Raw genomic sequence first — 16,294 nt, 5'->3', positions numbered from 1 at the left:
GTTCGAACTGGTGGTCAGGCGCGTGCGGCGCGCCGCACGATCTGCTCGGCGTGCCGCAGTACGGGGGCATCGACCATGCGGCCCTCGAAGGCGAACACGCCGCGGTGCTTGGGCACCTCGTCGAGCACCCTTCTGGCCCAGGCCAATTCCGCCTCCGGCGGCGTGTACGCCGCGCGGATCGCCGCGAGCTGGCTCGGATGGATGGCGACCTTGGCGTCGAATCCGACCGCGACCGCGTCCAGTGCCTCGGCGCGCAGCCCGTCGAGATCGCGGATGTCCAGATACACCGAGTCGAGCGCGAACTTGCCGTAGGCCTTGGCCGCGAGCAGCGTATGCGACCGAACATGGCGCGCCACATCGCGATAGCCGCCGTCGGCGTGCCTGCTCGAGTTGCCGCCGAGCGCCGCGACCAGGTCCTCGGCGCCCCACATGGCACCGATCGCGTTGGGCGCGGCGAGCGCGCGCTCGACCGTGAGCGCGCCGAGCGGCGACTCGATCAGCACGATCACCTCGTAGTCGGCGAGCGCGGTGACCTGTTCGGCGCCTTCGCATTTCGGCAACATGACCCGCCGATACCCGGTGTCGGCGAGCGCCGCGAGATCGGCCGCGATGTCGTCGGTGCCCGCCGCGTTCACCCGCACGATCGTGCGCTCGGGATCCAGCGCGGTCGCGGTGACGGCCTTGCGGGCCGCGGTCTTGTCCCCGGCGGCCACGCCGTCCTCGAGGTCGAGGATCACCACATCGGCTGCCGCTGCGGCCTTTTCGTACCGGTCCGGTCGGTCGGCGGGACAGAACAGCCACGCCGGGCCGGGGAGCTGCCAGGTCATGCCGGGGTCGCCTCGGTGTCGGGACGCACGCGGATCATCGCGTTGCGGACGGCCTCGGCGACGACGGTGCCGTGCTGGTTGCGCGCGATGTGGCGGAAGGTGACGATGCCCTCGCCCGGCCTGCTCTTGGACAGCCGCTTGTCCAGCACGATGGTCTCAGCGTAGACGGTGTCGCCGTGGAACAGCGGCGCAGGGAATTTCACCTCGGAGAAGCCGAGATTGGCGACGGTGGTGCCCTGGGTCAGATGCGCCACCGAGAGCCCGACCATGGTGCCGAGCGTGAACAGCGAATTGACCAGGCGCTGATGGAACGGCTCCTGGGCATCGCTGTAGGCCGCATCGATGTGCAGGCCTTGGGGATTCATGGTCAGCGTGCTGAACAGCACGTTGTCGGTCTCGGTCATGGTGCGCCCCGGCCGGTGCTCGTAGCGCACGCCGGTCTCGAGTTCCTCGAACCACATGCCGGTCTGGACGACCCGGCGCAAGTTGTCGACGTCGCTCACAGTTCCAGCTCCCGTCCGATCAGCATCAGCTGAACCTCCGTTGTGCCCTCACCGATTTCGAGGATCTTGCTGTCGCGGTAGTGCCTGGCCACCGGGTAGTCGTTCATGAAGCCGTAGCCGCCGAAGATCTGGGTGGCGTCGCGCGAGTTGTCCATGGCCGCCTCGCTGGCCACCAGCTTGGCGATGGAGGCTGCCTTCTTGAACGGCTTGCCCGCCAGCATCAGTGCCGCGGCGTCATAGTAGGCGGTGCGCGCCGTGTGAGCGCGCGCTTCCATCCGCCCGATCTTGAACGCGATGGCCTGGTTGCGGCCGATGGCCTGGCCGAACGCCTCGCGCTCCTTGGCGTAGCGCACGCTCTCGTCCACGCAGCCCTGGGCCGCGCCGACCGCGAGCGCCGCGATCGCGATGCGGCCCTCGTCGAGGATGCGCAGGAAGTTCGCGTAGCCGCGCCCGCGCTCGCCGAGCAGGTTCTCCTCCGGCACGCGCACGTCGGTGAAGCTCAGCGGATGGGTGTCGGAGGCATTCCAGCCGACCTTGTTGTAGGCGGGCTCGGCGACGAAGCCCGGGGTGTCGGTCGGCACGAGGATGGTGGAGATCTCCTTCTTGCCGCCGGTCTGCCCGGTCACCGCCGTGACCGTCACCAGCCGGGTGATGTCGGTGCCGGAGTTGGTGATGAACTGCTTGCTGCCGTTGATGACCCAGTCACCGCTGTCGGCGACCGCGGTCGTCCTGGTGCCGCCCGCGTCGCTGCCCGCACCCGGCTCGGTGAGCCCGAACGCGGCGAGGGCGCGGCCACTGGTCAACTGCGGCAACCACTCCTGCTTCTGCTTGTCGTTGCCGAAGCGGTAGATCGGCATCGCGCCGAGGGAGACCCCGGCCTCGAGTGTGATGGCGACGCTCTGGTCGACCTTGCCCAACTCCTCGAGCGCGAGGCACAGCGCGAAGTAGTCGCCGCCCATGCCGCCGTACTCCTCGGGGAACGGCAGGCCGAACAGGCCCATCTCGGCCATGCCCTCGACCACCTTGTAGGGGAAGGTGTGGTTCGCGTCGTGCTCGGCGGACACCGGCGCGACCACCGACTGCGCGAAATCGCGCACCGTCGCGGCCAGGTCGCGGTATTCGTCGGGTAGGGCGCCGGTGGACAGGAAGTCGGTCATGCTCGGGTTCCTTCTTGATCGGCGGGAAGTTCCGCGGGAGTCGTGCTGATGCGGGCGAGCGGTTGGTCGAGGCGCACCTGAGTGCCCGGTGCGACCAGGATTTCGACGGTGCCCGCCACCGGCGCGGTGAGCGAGTGCTCCATCTTCATCGCCTCGACGATCACCACCGTGGCGCCCGCGGCCACGGTGGCGCCGGTGGCGATCGGCACCGCGATCACCGAACCCGGCATGGGGCTGCGTATTTCGGCGTCGCCGACCTGCTCGGCCCCGCCGCGCACGCTCGCCTCGGCGACCTCGCGCACCAGCGCGATTCCGGTGGGCCCGGCCAGCCACAGCTGCCCGTCCTGCTCGGCGACGCGATACTCGTGCCGCACGCCCGCCACGGTGAGCGCCAGCACCGAATTCGCGAAAGTGGCGGTCAGCGAGACGGGTTCGGCGTCGCCGACGCGGCCGGTCGCCGCACCCGGCTGCCCGGTGAGGTACACGTGCTCGACCCGGTCACCGGCGGCCAGCCGGATCTGGGTCGGCGCGGCGTGGCCGATCCGCCAGCCGGAGGGCACCTGCCACGGATCGCTCGGCTCGCTCGGCCAGCGCCGGAGCCAGCGATACGCGGCCGCGGCCAGCAACAGCCCGTCATCGGGCGCGGTGGCGCGGAAATCGGCCACCCGCCGATCGAGCAGGCCGGTATCGAGTTGTCCGGCCGCGACCTCGGGGTCGGCGAGCAGGAAACGGAGGAACTCGATATTGGTGGTGACGCCGAGCAATACGGTATCGCCCAGTGCGCGATCGAGTTTCGCGATCGCGGCGGCGCGGTCGGCGCCGTGCGCGATGACCTTCGACAGCATCGGGTCGTAGTCGCTGCCGACCAGCGTCCCGGTGCGCAGCCCCGAATCCACCCTGACCCCGGTGCCTTCGGGCTCGGACAGGTCGAGCACTGTGCCGCCGGTGGGCAGGAAGCCACGGCCGGGATCCTCGGCGTACACCCTGGCCTCGATGGCGTGCCCGACCATCCGGATCTCGTCCTGTTCGACCGAGAGCTTCTGCCCGGCCGCGACCCGCACCTGACACTCCACCAGATCGACGCCGGTCACCAGCTCGGTGACCGGATGCTCCACCTGCAGCCGGGTGTTCATCTCCATGAAGAAGAATTCGTCCGGCCGGTCGGCGGAGACGATGAACTCGACCGTGCCCGCGCCCACATAGTCCACGCTGCGCGCGGTATTGCACGCCGCCGCACCGATTCTCGCGCGGGTCGCCGCGTCGAGCAGCGGTGACGGGGCCTCCTCGATCACCTTCTGATGCCTGCGCTGCAGACTGCATTCGCGCTCGCCCAGGTGCAGCACGTTGCCGAACTGGTCGGCGAGCACCTGCACCTCGATGTGTCGCGGGCGGGTGACGAAGCGTTCCAGGAACAGGGTGTCGTCGCCGAAGGCGGACGCGGCCTCGCGGCGCGCGCTGACCAGTGCGTCCGGCAGCGTCGCGGGCTCCTCGACCAGTCGCATGCCTTTGCCGCCGCCACCGGCGGAGGGCTTGACCAGCACCGGGTAGCCGATCTCGGCGGCCGCCTCGATCAGCTCGGCGTCGGTGAGGCCGGGCCTGGCGATGCCCGGCACGACGGGGACATTGAACGCCGACACGGTGTTCTTCGCCGCGATCTTGTCGCCCATCACCTCGATGGCGTGCGCGGGCGGGCCGAGGAAGACGATGCCGGCCTGCGCGAGCGCCGCGGCGAAAGCGGCGTTCTCGGAAAGGAATCCGTAACCGGGGTGCACCGCCTGCGCGCCGGTGCGGACGGCGGCCGCGACCACCTTGTCGATCGCGAGATAGCTCTCGCGCGCGGCGGCGGGGCCGAGCCGCACCGCGGTATCGGCCTCGTGCACATGCCTGGCGTCGGCGTCGGCGTCGCTGTAGACCGCGACGGAGCGAATGCCCATGGCCCGCAACGTGCGCATCACGCGGACCGCGATCTCGCCGCGGTTGGCGACGAGCACGGTGTCGAAGCCGACGGGATGGGATTTGTTCAGCATGGTCATCACATCCGGAAGACGCCGTAGGAAACGGGTTCGAGCGGCGCTTGCGCGCACACCGAAAGGGCAAGTCCGAGGACTGTTCTGGTGTCTGCGGGGTCGATCACGCCGTCGTCCCAGAGCCTTGCCGTCGAGTAGTAGGGGTTGCCCTGGCGTTCGTACTGGTCGCGGATCGGCGCCTTGAACGCCTCCTCGTCCGCCGCCGACCACGGCTGCCCTGAGCTGTCGAGCTGATCACCGCGCACGGTCGACAGGACCGAGGCGGCTTGCTCGCCGCCCATCACCGAGATCCTGGCATTGGGCCACATCCACAGGAAGCGCGGGGAATACGCGCGCCCGCACATCGAGTAGTTGCCCGCGCCGTAGGAGCCGCCGATCACCACGGTCAGCTTCGGCACCCTGGCGCATGCCACCGCGGTGACCATCTTGGCGCCGTGCTTGGCGATGCCGCCCGCCTCGTAGTCGCGCCCCACCATGAACCCGGTGATGTTCTGCAGGAACAGCAGCGGGATCTTGCGCTTGTCGCACAGTTCGATGAAATGCGCGCCCTTCATGGCGGATTCGCTGAACAGCACGCCGTTGTTGGCGACGATGCCCACCGGGTGGCCGTGAAGGTGCGCGAAGCCGGTGACCAAGGTCTTGCCGTACTCGGCCTTGAATTCGTGAAAGCCGTTGTCGCCCTCGGGGTCCGCGTCTACCAGCCGATGGATCACCTCGCGCACGTCATAGGGGGTGCGCAGGTCGACCGGCACCACGTCGTACAGCTCGTCCTGCGGCGCTGCGGGCGCCACCGGCGCCCGCACCGCCCACGGGCTCGCCGGCCTGGGGCCGAGGGTCGCGACGATGCGGCGCACGATGCGCAGCGCGTCCTGATCGTCCTCGGCCAGATGGTCGGTGACACCCGAGGTGCGCGAATGCAGTGCGCCGCCGCCGAGTTCCTCCGCCGTGACCACCTCGCCGGTCGCGGCCTTCACCAGCGGCGGACCGCCGAGGAAGATCGTGCCCTGGTTGCGCACGATCACCGCCTCGTCGCTCATCGCGGGCACGTACGCGCCGCCCGCGGTGCACGAGCCGAGCACCGCGGCGATCTGCGGAATGCCCTTGGCGCTCATGGTCGCCTGGTTGTAGAAGATCCGCCCGAAGTGCTCGCGGTCCGGGAACACCTCGTCCTGCTCGGGCAGGTAGGCGCCGCCGGAATCGACCAGATACAGGCACGGCAGCTGATTCTGCAGCGCGATCTCCTGCGCGCGCAGGTGCTTCTTCACCGTCATCGGGTAGTAGGTGCCGCCCTTGACCGTCGCGTCGTTGGCCACGATGACGCACTCGCGGCCGGACACCCGGCCGATGCCGGTGATGATGCCCGCGCCGGGGGAGTCGTCGCCGTACATCCCGGTCGCGGCCAGCGGTGAGAGCTCGAGGAACGGGCTGCCCGGGTCGAGCAGGTGGTCCACCCGCTGCCGTGGCAGCAGCTTGCCGCGCGCGACGTGGCGCTCGCGCGCCTTGGCGGGTCCACCGAGTGCGGCGGCCGCCAGCCGGGCGCCCAGGTCGTCGACCAGTGCCTTGTGGGCAACCCGGTTGTCGACGGCCTCTTCGGTAACGGTCATCACGTGATCCTGTCGGTCAGCTGGCAAGTGGGCCAGTTAGTCGCCGATAACTGGAATCCAGGTTAATCTTGGTTAACCGAGATGTCCAGGAAGGGCAGGCGAGCCGTGCGCGTGTGCGGCCGCGGCGTGGCGAAAGGAGTGCGTGTGACCAGCATCGACGACGGCACGCTCACCCGGAGGGAACAGCTGAAGGCCCAGCGCAGGCAACAACTCCTGGCCGCCGGTGCCAGGCTCATCGCCGACCGTGGTTTTCTCGGCATGCGCCTGGACGACCTCGGTGCCGCGGTGGGCATCAGCGGCCCGGCCGTCTACCGCCATTTCCCCAACAAGGAAGCCCTGCTGGTGGAACTGCTCGTCGGGGTGAGCCAGCGGCTGCTCGACGGCGGGAAGGCGGTGGTCGCGCGCACCGAGACCGCCGGGCAGGCGCTGGCCGGGCTGGTCGATTTCCACCTGGACTTCGCGCTGGGCGACGCCGATCTCATCCGCATCCAGGATCGCGACCTGGAGAACGTGCCCGCCGCGGCCCGGCGCGAGCTGCGCCGGACCCAGCGGCAGTACGTGGAAATCTGGGTCACGGTGCTGCGTGAGCTGCACCCCGACCTACCCGAGGAGACGGCGCGGGTGCAGGCGCACGCCGCGTTCGGTTTGATCAACTCCACCCCGCACAGCGCGAGCACGGCGACCGCCGTGCGGGCGCGGCCCATCCTGCGCCGGATGGCGCTGGCCGCCCTGACCCAGGACGGGACGGCCTAGGGCGCGCCGTCCGGTCACCGAGCGCTCCAGCCGCCGTCCATGGTGTAGGACGCGCCCGTCACCATTCCCGAGTGCGCCGAGACGAGCCAGCCAACCAGCGACGCCACCTCTTCCGGCGTCACCAGTCGTTTGATCGCGCTCTCGGTGAGCAGGATCTTCTCCAGCACCTGTTGTTCCGGAATGCCGTGCGCCCTGGCCTGGTCGGCGATCTGCTTGTCCACCAATGGGGTTCGCACATAGCCGGGATTGACGCAGTTGCTGGTGACGCCGTGCTTGCCGCCCTCGAGCGCGGTGACCTTGGACAGTCCCTCCAGTCCGTGCTTGGCCGTCACGTAGGCGGACTTGAACTCCGAGGCCCGAAGTCCGTGCACCGACGAGATATTGACGATCCGGCCGAACCCCTGCCGGTACATGTGCGGCAGGGCGGCTCGGATGAGCAGGAACGGCGCCTCCACCATCAGGGCGAGCAGGTTGCGGAACTGCCGTGGCTGGAACTCCGGCAGCGGGCTGATGTGCTGCACGCCCGCGTTGTTCACCAGGATGTCCACCTCGAGGTGCAGCGATTCCAGCGCCTCGACGTCGAGCAGGTCCACCGCCCAAGGCTTTCCGCCGAGCTCGCGGGCGAGCGCCTTGGCCCCGACATCGTCGATATCGGCGATGGTGACCATGGCGCCGCGCGCGGCAAGCTCCCTGGCGCAGGCCGCGCCGATGCCGCTGGCGCCGCCGGTGATCAGCGCGGAACGTCCGGCCAGATCGGTCATTTCGCGATCACCGGGGTGGTGGGGCGGGTAGCCAGATGCTCGGCGTCGGCGAGGTCGACGGTGGCCAAGTCCAATCCTCTCGTTTCGCGGGCGAAGAGCACGGCGACCGCGGTGATGGCCGCCGCGATGGCCAGATAGATCGCGATCGGCACGGCCGAGTCGAAGGTGTTGAGCAGCCGGACGGCGATGATCGGCGCGAGCGAACCCGCCACGATCGAGGTCACCTGATAACCAAGGGAGACACCGGAATACCGCATTCGGGTGGGGAACATCTCGGCCATGATCGCGGGCTGGCCCGCGTACATCAGCGCGTGGAACAGCAGGCCGATGATGATCGCGGACATGATCACCGCGTTGTGCCCGCTGTCCATCATGGGGAAGGCGAAGAAGCCCCAGGTGCCCGCGGTCACCGCGCCTGCCAGATACACTGGGCGCCTGCCGAATCGGTCCGACAGCCACCCCGCGAACGGAACGGCGAAGAAGTGCACCGCGTGCGCGGCCAGCAGCCACCACAGGATGACCTTGGTGTCGACCTGGACCTGCACCTTGAGATAGGTGATGGTGAAGGTGACCACCAGGTAGTAGAGGATGTTCTCGCCGAAGCGCAGGCCCATCGCGGTGAGCACGCCGCGCGGATACCGCCGCAGCACCTCGACCACGCTCAGCGAGGTCGCCTTGATCTGCTCCATCTCCTGCTGCGCCGCAACGAAAATGGGCGCGTCGGTGACCTTGGTGCGGATGTAGTAGCCGATCAGCACCACCACCGCGGACAGCCAGAACGCCACCCGCCAGCCCCAGCTCAGGAACGCCGACTCCGACAACCAGGTGGTCAAGGCCAGCAGCACGACGGTGGCAAGCAGATTTCCCACCGGCACACCGGCCTGCGGCCAGCTTGCCCAGAAGCCCCGGCTGCGACTCGGACTGTGTTCGGCGACAAGGAGAACCGCGCCGCCCCACTCGCCACCGACCGCGAATCCCTGGATGAAGCGCAGGACCACCAGCAGCGCCGGGGCCCAGTAGCCGATCTGGCCGAACGTCGGCAGACAGCCCATCAGGAACGTCGCGCTGCCCACCAGGATCAGGCTGAACTGCAGCAGCTTCTTGCGCCCGTACTTGTCGCCGAAGTGCCCGAAGACGATACCGCCCAACGGGCGTGCGGCGAAGCCGACCGCGTAGGTGACGAACGCGGCGAGGATCGCGTCCAGATCGCTTGTGCCCTTGGCGAAGAAGACCTTGCTGAACACCAGCGTCGCGGCGGTGCCGTAGAGGAAGAACTCATACCATTCGACGACCGTGCCCGCCATGGACGCGGCGACCACCCGTCTCAGGCCGCTCGGCGCTCCGCCCGGGTCTTTGCCCGTCGGCCACACTGCACTGCGCACGCTCATCGAACTCTCCTTCGTGCCCGGGGCCACAACACGCTCTAGATGTGATGGCCCCCACAAATCTCGGCTGCAACGAAGTATTAGTGCAGATCGGTTTGTCCGCAATGACTAGAACTGCAGGAGGTATCTGCGAGAATGCACACATGAGTATGGCGGGATTCGCCCGGCGCCCCAGTGCCGACGACCTGCTGGTGCTGTTGGCGGTCGGCCGGTCCGGGCGATTCGTGTCCGCCGCCGAGGAATTGGGCATCAACCACACCACCATTTCCCGGCGCATCGCCGCGCTCGAGCACACGCTCGGCGGGCGGGTGCTGACGCGGGCCGCGGGTGGCTGGGAGCTCACCGATCTCGGCCGGGAGGCGTTGGCGGCGGCCGAGATCGTCGAGTCGGCGGTCAAATCGCTCAGTGCCGACGCGGGTGGCAGCCGCATTCTGGAAGGGACGGTGCGGATTTCGGCGACTGACGGTTTCAGCGCCTATATCGCCGCGCCCGCCGCCGCCGAGGTGCAGCGGCAGCACCCGAAGATCACCGTCGAGATCGTGGCGACCACGCGCCGGGCTTCGACGCAGCGTTCCGGTCTCGATCTGGAGGTGGTGGTCGGCGAGCCGCAGGTGCACCGCGCCACCGCCATTCGGCTCTCCGACTACTGCCTCGGCCTCTACGGCGCCCGGGACTACCTGGCTGAGCACGGGATTCCGGCCACCATCGATGACCTCGCCGCGCATCCGCTCGTCTACTTCATCGATTCCATGCTCCAGGTGGACGATCTGGACCTGGCCTCCAGCTTCGCGCCCGCGATGCGCGAATCCGTCACGTCCACCAACGTTTTCGTCCATGTCGAGGCCACCCGCGCCGCCGCTGGCCTGGGCCTGCTTCCCTGTTTCATGGCCGACCGCCACCCCGACCTGCACCGCGTCCTAGCCGAAACGGTCTCGGTCCAACTCGCCTACTGGCTGGTCGCCCGCCCCGAAACCCTCCGCCGCCCCGAAGTAGCCGCCTTCGTAGACGCGCTCCGCACCAAGGTCCACCACGAACACAACGCCCTACTCGGCCTCCCCACCTGACCCCATCCGGTGGCCGGGCTTAGTCCTTGAATACCTCGTCGAGCGCGGTCGCGTCGAGGGCGCGATCGAGCCAGGCATCGAGTTGGGCGAGGTCGGTTTGCTGCTCGACTCGGGCTACGAGTGCATCGTCCACTTCGAAGCCGCGGTGGCGGAGAATCCGCAGCAGCGCGCTGGCCTCGCCGTCGGCCTTGCCTTCGGCCTTGCCTTCGAAGAAGTAGGTCCGGATGAGCTCGTTTTGGTATTCGTAGCCAGCGGTCATGACGCTCTCCAGGAAGTGTCGGGCGGCTACGGGCAGAAGGCCCGTTACCAGGTCAATGTACATCGTCCCGCGCTCCGCCGGGAGTACACAGGTGGCCAGGACGGTCAGGATGGATTCACGCTCGGGGTGCTCCCCGTGCGCGATGGCGGACAGCACAGTCAGCTCGGGGTTTGTCTTCGCGGTCGCCGGATCGGTCACCACGGGGACATCCTCGGGGCTGAGCACCAAGGGCGAGAGGGTGAAGCTCGGGGCGACCGTGATGGGTTTGCGGCAGTAGATGGCGGTGCGTTTGTCGGGGCAGAGCACGAGCAGGATGGTCGGGCATTTGAGCCGGGCGCGCAGCGTTGTGAGGTAGACCGGCCATGTCCAGGTTTTGTCCTTGTCGGGTTGCAATTGGACTTCCAATACCACCGCCACAGCGGGTGTGGTTCCGTTCGCGAACACCACCACGAGGTCCGCGCGGTATTCGGTGGGGTTGATGTCGGGGAAGTCGCTGGATTCCAGCCGAGCGTGGTCGTACTCGGGTAACGGGGTGCCCAGCACGGTCGTCAATAGCTCGGCCGCGAGTTGCGGACGTTGCCGGAACAGATCGATCAGGCGCTCGTGCAGATGGCTGGGCATGCGCGAAAGCTATCACCTTGCTCCGACAGGCAAAACTGCTGGTCTCAGGCTGTTTTTGGAACGTATTGCTTTGGAACGTTCCAGTTTTCACTGTTTCGGGTTTGGGTCAGGTGGCCGTCGGTCATGTGGTGGACGGTGGTCATGTGGTGGAGGTGGGTGTGGTCGTGGGTGACCAGAAGGGTTGCGGCGTTGTGGTCTTTGGTGATGGTGAGGATGAGATCGATGATGGCGGAACCGCGTTCGGTGTCCAGGGCGCTGGTGGGTTCATCGATGACGAGCAGGGCGGGGTTGTGCATGAGGGCGCGGGCGATGTTCACGCGTTGGCGCTGCCCGCCGGAGAGCTGGGCGGGGCGTTTGGCATGCTGGTCGGCTAGGCCGACGGAGTCCAGGAGTTCCATTGCCCTGGAATGTGTTTCGCGGCGACGGCGGGCGGGCTGGCGGAGCCGCTGGCCGAGATGGGTCATCACCTCCAGCTGCTCGACGGCGGTCAGCGCGGGGATCAGGTTCGGCTGCTGGAAGACGATGCCGATGGACGAGCGGCGCAGCGCGGCGGCCTCGCGGCGGCCGACGGCGGCGAGATCGACACTGCCGTCGGCGGTTCGGAGCTCGATGCGGCCGGAGTCGGGTCGAATCAGCGTGGCGACGACGGCGAGCAGGCTGGACTTGCCGGAACCGGACGGACCGGTGATCGCGGCGATGTCACCGCCGTCGACGTGCAGGCGCACCCGATCCAAAGCGGTGAGCCGACCGGTGCCGTCGGGGTAGGTGAGGGTGACGTCGTCGACGGTGAGTGAGGTGCGCATGATCTCGAAAACTCCAGTGGCTCAACGCGCCGCGCCGAGCGCGGTCAACGGGTCGGTGGTGAACAGGAAGCGCAGGGCGAACGCGGCGCCGCACAGGCCGAGCACGATCAGGGCGAGGGCGGGCAGCAGCGTGGTGGCCGGGCTGAGGACGAACGGAAGCGCGTCGCCGAGGAAGGCCGCCGCGGTGACGGTACTGCCGAGTCCGACCGCGACTCCGGCGCCGAGCACGATCGCGGCCTGGGCGAGCGCGTCGCGGACGAGTGCGCCCGAGGTGGCGCCGAGCGCCTTCAACGTCGCGATATCGGGCATCCGCTGCACCGTCCACACGGTGAAGAACGCGCCGATCACCAGCGCCGAGATGACGAAGAGCAGCACCGTCATCAGCGTCAGTGAGCTGTTCTCGGCCTGATAGGCACTGAGCGCGGCGAGCGCGCCGGACCCGGTCGTGGTCTGGGTGTGCGCGGCCGCGTTCACCGCGGCGGTGTCCGGCACGCCGGCGACCGCGAGCACGGTCGCCGCGCCCGCGCGCGGGTCAAGCGCTTGCCAGTCGGCCAGCGTCAGCCACACCACCGGCGTGTGGCTGTACCAGTCGTCCCCGGCGACGGCCTGCACGCTGAACGAGCGTCCGCCGATCGTGACGGTGTCGCCCGCGCCCGCGCCGAGGTCCTTGGCCGCCCCGGTGCTCAGCACCACCGTGCCGTTCTCGGTTGCCGACCGATTGCCGAATGCCGTGCCCTGCGTGCCGAACAACGCGACCTGTGCCGCGGGACCGGCGGCGGGTTCGACCTTGCCGTGGCCGATGCCGATCGGGTCGACGGTGCCGCCGGGCCCGGCCGCGGCCTGCCAGGCCGCGACCTGCTCCCGGCTCAGCGTCGAGGCCTCGAACGAGGGTGCCGCGCCGGTGTCGGCGAAGACTACGGTGTCCCCGGGAAACGACTCGACCGCCGAGATGTTCTGGTGCGCGAGCCCCGCCGTGAGCCCGCTCAGGAAGCTCACCAGCAACGCCACCAAGGTGACGACCAGGGTGATCAGCAGGAAACGACCGCGGGCGGCGCGCAGATCTCGGAGTGCGACGAACATGACTTCACTGTCGCGCGTTCGGTGTCCGCCGCCATCGCGCAGGGGAAGGAACCGCGCCCGATCGAACGGTGGGTGCCGTTTTACACCTTTCGATGGATGCCGCCGAGGTAGCCGCACATAAGCTGGCAGGGTGCACTCGTCACCGCTCACCCCGGTCTTCACCGCGCTGCGGTATGGGCTGCACGTGCTGATGACGGCGCTGGCGGTGGTGATCGCGGTGCGCGCGCTGCTGCCGGGCGCGCCGCACCCCGTGCCCGTGGTGGCGCTGACCGCGCTGTTCCTGCTCACCTATTTCGCGGGATCGGTGTTGGTCGGACGCCGGGGCGGCACTCGGCTGTGGCTGGTGGCGCTCACGCTCTGGTGGCTCGGCCTGGTCGTGCTCGCCCCCGACGCGGGCTATCTCGCCTTCGGGTTGTTCTTCCTCTACCTGCATCTGCTGCCGCGGCCGTGGAATCTGGCGGTCGTCGCGGCCGCGACCGGCGTCGCGGTGCTCGGCTTCGGGGCACACCGCGGCTGGTCGGTGGCCGGTGTGATCGGCCCGGTCTTCGGCGCGGCGGTGGCGGTCGGCATCGGCCTCGGCTATCAGGCGCTGTTCCGCGAATCGGCGCAACGGCAGCGACTGATCGACGAATTGCTCAGTACCCGAGCCACTCTCGCGGAGCAAGAGCGCACGGCGGGCAAGCTGGCCGAGCGGGAGCGGCTGGCCAAGGAAATCCACGACACGGTCGCGCAGGGGCTAAGCAGCATTCAGCTGCTGTTGCACGCCGCCGAGCAAGCGGCGCCGGAACATCCCGCGCTGCGACAGATCAGAATGGCGCGCTCGACCGCGGCCGAGAACCTTGCCGAAACCCGCAGGCTGATCGCCGAATTGGCGCCCGCCGCGCTGGAGGGGCAGTCGCTGGCCCAGGCGCTGGAGCGGATCTGCGCGCGCGCCGCGTCGCCGAGCCTGGCCACCCGGCTGGTGGTGGAGGGCACCCCGGAGCGCCTGCCGATGCCGATCGAGGCGGCGCTGGTGCGGATCGCGCAGGGCGCGGTCGCGAACGTGGTGCGCCACGCACGCGCCGCCCGGATGCGCCTGACGCTCACCTACTCCGACGCGCAGGTCCTGCTCGATGTGGTCGACGACGGCGTCGGCATCGCCGCCGATGTGCTCGCCCATCCGCCCTCCGGCTCGTTCGGCCTGGCCGCGATGCGCTCGCGGGTGGAACAGCAGGGCGGCACCATGGCGGTGGAGTCCGAGCCGGGGCACACGGCGGTGACCGTCGCATTCCCGCTCGAACCCGTACTGCCCGAACCGGATTCGGTGGAGGGACGATGATTCGCCTGCTGCTGGCCGACGACCACGCGATCGTGCGCGCCGGCCTGCGCGCGCTGCTGGACGGCGGCGACGAGCTGACCGTCGTCGGTGACGTGCCAACGGCCGAGGCCGCCGTCGCGTTCTGCGCGACCACCGCGGTGGACCTGGTGCTGATGGACTTGAGCTTCGGTCAAGGCCGTTCCGGCGCGGACGCCACCGCGGAACTGCGCGCGCTCCCACAGCCGCCGAATGTCTTGGTGGTCACCAACTATGACACCGACGCCGACATCCTCGGCGCCATCGAGGCGGGCGCCTGCGGCTACATCCTGAAGGACACGCCGCCGAGCGAGCTGCTCGCGGCGGTGCGCGCGGCGGCCGCGGGGGAGAGCGTGCTCTCGCCCGCCGTCGCCTCGAAACTCATGACCAGGGTGCGTCGCGCCGACACCACGCTCAGCCCGCGGGAGATCGAGGTGCTGCGGCTGGTCGCCGACGGCCGGTCCAACCGGGAGATCGCCAAGGAGCTGTTCCTGAGCGAGACCACCGTCAAATCGCATCTGGTGCACATCTACGCGAAGCTCGGTGTGCGCTCCAGGACCTCGGCGGTGGCTCGAGCCAGGGAGCAGGGCGCGATCTGAGCGACGGACCGCTGCGGCGGGTCGATGCGCAACATGCCGTCGGCGTGCGCGGTGCGCGGCGGCGCCGACCAATAGGCTTGGCGCATGGCATCACTCTCCGATCCTGAGGTGCGCGAGTTCCTGCGGCACGGCACGCGGACGGGCAAGGTGGCCTTCACCGCCGCCGACGGCAGCCCCCGCGTGACGCCGGTCTGGTACATCATCGAAGGTGACGAGCTGGTGTTCAACACCGGGAAGAGCACCGCCAAGGGCAAGGCGTTCCTGCGCGACGGCCGGATCGCCGTGACCGTCGACGAGGAGGCGCCGCCGTACCCTTCGGTGCAGCTGCGCGGGTTCGTCACGCTCTCCGAGGACCCCGGGGAACTGCTGCGCACCGCGACCGAGATCGGCGGTCGCTACATGGGCGCGGACCGGGCCGAGGAGTTCGGCAAGCGCAATGGGGTGCCCGGCGAACTGGTCGTCCGGCTGCGGCCGAGCAAGGTGATCGCCAACTTCAACGCCACGGCCTGATCGGCCGACACCGCCGCTCGGGCGCGCGGCCACCTGCCTAAACTCACCGGCATGACCGTGCACTTCATCGGCGCCGGGCCGGGCGCGGCCGACCTGCTCACCGTGCGCGCGGTCGGCCTGCTGCGCGCCGCGCCGGTGTGCCTGTACGCGGGCACCTATCTCGACCCCGAGGTGCTGGCACACTGCGCGCCCGAGGCGGAGCTGATCGACACCCAGCATCTGGACATCGATCAGATCACCGCACATCTGGTGCGCGCGAACGATTCCGGCAAGGACGTGGCCCGGCTGTGCTCGGGTGACCCCTCGCTCTACTCGGCGCTGACCGAGCAGACCCGCAGGCTCGACGCGCACGGGATCGCCTGGGACGTCACGCCCGGCGTGCCCGCCTACGCGGCCGCGGCGGCACTGCTCGGCACCGAGCTCACCGTCCCGGAGCTGGTCCAGTCGGTGGTGCTCACCCGCACCCAGGCGCGCTCGACCGCGATGCCTGCCACCGAGGCACTGTCCGGGTTCGCCGCCACCGGCGCCACCCTCGTGCTGCACCTGGCCATCACCCGGGTGCGGGCGCTGGCCGCGGACCTGGTCGCCGCGTACGGCCCGGACTGCCCGGTCGCGGTCGTCTACCGGGCCAGCCAACCGGATCAGCTGATCCTGCGCGGCACTCTCACCGACATCGCCGATCAGGTCGAGGCGGCGGGGCTGCGGCAGGCCGCGGTGATCTTGGTCGGTCGCGCGCTCTCGGCCACGTCGTCGTGCGCGCGATCGCACCTCTACGACCCGGCGCGGATCCGCGAGGGGTGACCCGCCGCGGTGCGCGCCGACGGTGTCGCGCAGGATGTGAGGACCGCAACACGAGGTGCTCGAATCGCACACAACCGCACTGCCTGTGATCATGTTCTTCCGCTATGGCGGTTGGTTGGTTCGGTGCGCGCGACGACGGTAGATTGGATCGGTGATTCGCGATGGGATTGCCGGTAGTGCCGGTGGCTGGATAAAGGACGCGGTCGC

The 16,294-nt window shown here is 69.2% G+C and carries 16 protein-coding genes; 6 read left to right on the top strand and 10 right to left on the bottom strand.

The genetic code is table 11. The features are described from left to right. Positions 1–14: 14 nt before the first annotated feature. Genes F5X71_RS32120 through F5X71_RS32100 form a run of 5 tightly spaced genes read right to left on the bottom strand, consistent with a single transcriptional unit; the run spans position 15 to position 6,118 of the window. Entirely contained in the window at positions 15–827 is an 813-nt protein-coding gene (locus F5X71_RS32120) for an HpcH/HpaI aldolase/citrate lyase family protein (protein WP_167465362.1), read from the bottom strand. Beyond that, positions 824–1,330: a MaoC family dehydratase gene (locus F5X71_RS32115; RefSeq protein ID WP_342803752.1), complete on the bottom strand. Its 507-nt coding sequence runs from the start codon at positions 1,328–1,330 to the stop codon at positions 824–826. Before F5X71_RS32115 ends, F5X71_RS32120 begins: the two co-directional genes overlap by 4 nt. Further along, the gene (locus F5X71_RS32110; protein WP_167465361.1) at positions 1,327–2,487 is read right to left on the bottom strand and encodes an acyl-CoA dehydrogenase family protein; all 1,161 of its coding nucleotides are present in this window, start codon (positions 2,485–2,487) and stop codon (positions 1,327–1,329) included. The genes F5X71_RS32115 and F5X71_RS32110 overlap by 4 nt, the downstream gene beginning before the upstream one ends. Continuing rightward, on the bottom strand, positions 2,484–4,514 hold the full coding sequence (locus F5X71_RS32105) for an acetyl-CoA carboxylase biotin carboxylase subunit (protein ID WP_167465360.1): 2,031 nt from the start codon (positions 4,512–4,514) through the stop codon (positions 2,484–2,486). Before F5X71_RS32105 ends, F5X71_RS32110 begins: the two co-directional genes overlap by 4 nt. 5 nt (positions 4,515–4,519) lie before the next feature. Further along, positions 4,520–6,118 (bottom strand): carboxyl transferase domain-containing protein, encoded by a 1,599-nt coding sequence (locus F5X71_RS32100; RefSeq protein WP_167465359.1) that lies wholly within the window; start codon positions 6,116–6,118, stop codon positions 4,520–4,522. Positions 6,119–6,262: 144 nt separating this feature from the next. On the opposite strand from F5X71_RS32100, the gene F5X71_RS32095 reads away from it, so the two are divergent. Next, on the top strand, positions 6,263–6,871 hold the full coding sequence (locus F5X71_RS32095) for an SACE_7040 family transcriptional regulator (RefSeq protein ID WP_167465358.1): 609 nt from the start codon (positions 6,263–6,265) through the stop codon (positions 6,869–6,871). Between the two features lie 14 nt (positions 6,872–6,885). Here F5X71_RS32095 and F5X71_RS32090 read toward each other — a convergent pair whose 3' ends face one another. Then, a complete protein-coding gene (locus tag F5X71_RS32090) occupies positions 6,886–7,632 on the bottom strand; it encodes a 3-hydroxybutyrate dehydrogenase (protein WP_167465357.1) in 747 nt (248 codons plus the stop codon). Then, positions 7,629–9,020, bottom strand: coding sequence for an MFS transporter (locus F5X71_RS32085; RefSeq protein WP_167465356.1), 1,392 nt, complete (start codon positions 9,018–9,020; stop codon positions 7,629–7,631). Before F5X71_RS32085 ends, F5X71_RS32090 begins: the two co-directional genes overlap by 4 nt. A gap of 140 nt (positions 9,021–9,160) precedes the next feature. Between F5X71_RS32085 and F5X71_RS32080 the strand changes: the two genes are divergently transcribed. Further along, positions 9,161–10,081, top strand: a complete 921-nt coding sequence (locus F5X71_RS32080) for a LysR family transcriptional regulator (protein ID WP_174817174.1) — start codon at positions 9,161–9,163, stop codon at positions 10,079–10,081. A 19-nt stretch (positions 10,082–10,100) separates the two neighbouring features. Here F5X71_RS32080 and F5X71_RS32075 read toward each other — a convergent pair whose 3' ends face one another. Genes F5X71_RS32075 through F5X71_RS32065 form a run of 3 tightly spaced genes read right to left on the bottom strand, consistent with a single transcriptional unit; the run spans position 10,101 to position 12,844 of the window. Then, the gene (locus F5X71_RS32075; protein WP_167465355.1) at positions 10,101–10,961 is read right to left on the bottom strand and encodes a hypothetical protein; all 861 of its coding nucleotides are present in this window, start codon (positions 10,959–10,961) and stop codon (positions 10,101–10,103) included. A gap of 44 nt (positions 10,962–11,005) precedes the next feature. Continuing rightward, a complete protein-coding gene (locus tag F5X71_RS32070) occupies positions 11,006–11,767 on the bottom strand; it encodes an ABC transporter ATP-binding protein (RefSeq protein ID WP_167466900.1) in 762 nt (253 codons plus the stop codon). 18 nt (positions 11,768–11,785) lie between these two features. After that, positions 11,786–12,844 (bottom strand): ABC transporter permease, encoded by a 1,059-nt coding sequence (locus tag F5X71_RS32065; RefSeq protein WP_167465354.1) that lies wholly within the window; start codon positions 12,842–12,844, stop codon positions 11,786–11,788. 130 nt (positions 12,845–12,974) lie between these two features. On the opposite strand from F5X71_RS32065, the gene F5X71_RS32060 reads away from it, so the two are divergent. The 4 genes from F5X71_RS32060 to cobM all read left to right on the top strand — a co-directional run bounded on the left by F5X71_RS32060 (position 12,975) and on the right by cobM (position 16,087). Next, positions 12,975–14,162, top strand: a complete 1,188-nt coding sequence (locus tag F5X71_RS32060; RefSeq protein ID WP_167465353.1) for a sensor histidine kinase — start codon at positions 12,975–12,977, stop codon at positions 14,160–14,162. After that, positions 14,159–14,776 carry a LuxR C-terminal-related transcriptional regulator gene (locus F5X71_RS32055; protein WP_167465352.1) on the top strand — a complete coding sequence of 206 codons (618 nt, stop codon included), beginning with the start codon at positions 14,159–14,161 and terminating at the stop codon, positions 14,774–14,776. The genes F5X71_RS32060 and F5X71_RS32055 overlap by 4 nt, the downstream gene beginning before the upstream one ends. Positions 14,777–14,860: 84 nt before the next feature. Next, positions 14,861–15,286 carry a PPOX class F420-dependent oxidoreductase gene (locus F5X71_RS32050; protein ID WP_167465351.1) on the top strand — a complete coding sequence of 142 codons (426 nt, stop codon included), beginning with the start codon at positions 14,861–14,863 and terminating at the stop codon, positions 15,284–15,286. A 51-nt stretch (positions 15,287–15,337) separates the two neighbouring features. Continuing rightward, positions 15,338–16,087, top strand: coding sequence for a precorrin-4 C(11)-methyltransferase (gene cobM, locus F5X71_RS32045; RefSeq protein WP_167465350.1), 750 nt, complete (start codon positions 15,338–15,340; stop codon positions 16,085–16,087). The last annotated feature ends 207 nt before the right edge of the window (positions 16,088–16,294 follow it).

This window comes from Nocardia brasiliensis, assembly GCF_011801125.1.
Taxonomy (GTDB): Bacteria; Actinomycetota; Actinomycetes; order Mycobacteriales; family Mycobacteriaceae; genus Nocardia; species Nocardia brasiliensis_C.
Note: the sequence above shows the minus strand (reverse complement) of the source record. Positions and strands in the feature narration are given on the sequence as shown.

Excerpts from the sequence above, each read along its gene's own strand:
- F5X71_RS32120 (WP_167465362.1), bottom strand. The coding sequence starts at position 827 with ATGACCTGGCAGCTCCCCGGCCCGGCGTGGCTGTTCTGTCCCGCCGAC.
- F5X71_RS32110 (WP_167465361.1), bottom strand. The coding sequence starts at position 2,487 with ATGACCGACTTCCTGTCCACCGGCGCCCTACCCGACGAATACCGCGAC.
- F5X71_RS32105 (WP_167465360.1), bottom strand. The coding sequence starts at position 4,514 with ATGCTGAACAAATCCCATCCCGTCGGCTTCGACACCGTGCTCGTCGCC.
- F5X71_RS32100 (WP_167465359.1), bottom strand. The coding sequence starts at position 6,118 with ATGACCGTTACCGAAGAGGCCGTCGACAACCGGGTTGCCCACAAGGCA.
- F5X71_RS32090 (WP_167465357.1), bottom strand. The coding sequence starts at position 7,632 with ATGACCGATCTGGCCGGACGTTCCGCGCTGATCACCGGCGGCGCCAGC.
- F5X71_RS32085 (WP_167465356.1), bottom strand. The coding sequence starts at position 9,020 with ATGAGCGTGCGCAGTGCAGTGTGGCCGACGGGCAAAGACCCGGGCGGA.
- F5X71_RS32080 (WP_174817174.1), top strand. The coding sequence starts at position 9,161 with ATGAGTATGGCGGGATTCGCCCGGCGCCCCAGTGCCGACGACCTGCTG.
- F5X71_RS32075 (WP_167465355.1), bottom strand. The coding sequence starts at position 10,961 with ATGCCCAGCCATCTGCACGAGCGCCTGATCGATCTGTTCCGGCAACGT.
- F5X71_RS32065 (WP_167465354.1), bottom strand. The coding sequence starts at position 12,844 with ATGTTCGTCGCACTCCGAGATCTGCGCGCCGCCCGCGGTCGTTTCCTG.
- F5X71_RS32055 (WP_167465352.1), top strand. The coding sequence starts at position 14,159 with ATGATTCGCCTGCTGCTGGCCGACGACCACGCGATCGTGCGCGCCGGC.
- F5X71_RS32050 (WP_167465351.1), top strand. The coding sequence starts at position 14,861 with ATGGCATCACTCTCCGATCCTGAGGTGCGCGAGTTCCTGCGGCACGGC.
- cobM (WP_167465350.1), top strand. The coding sequence starts at position 15,338 with ATGACCGTGCACTTCATCGGCGCCGGGCCGGGCGCGGCCGACCTGCTC.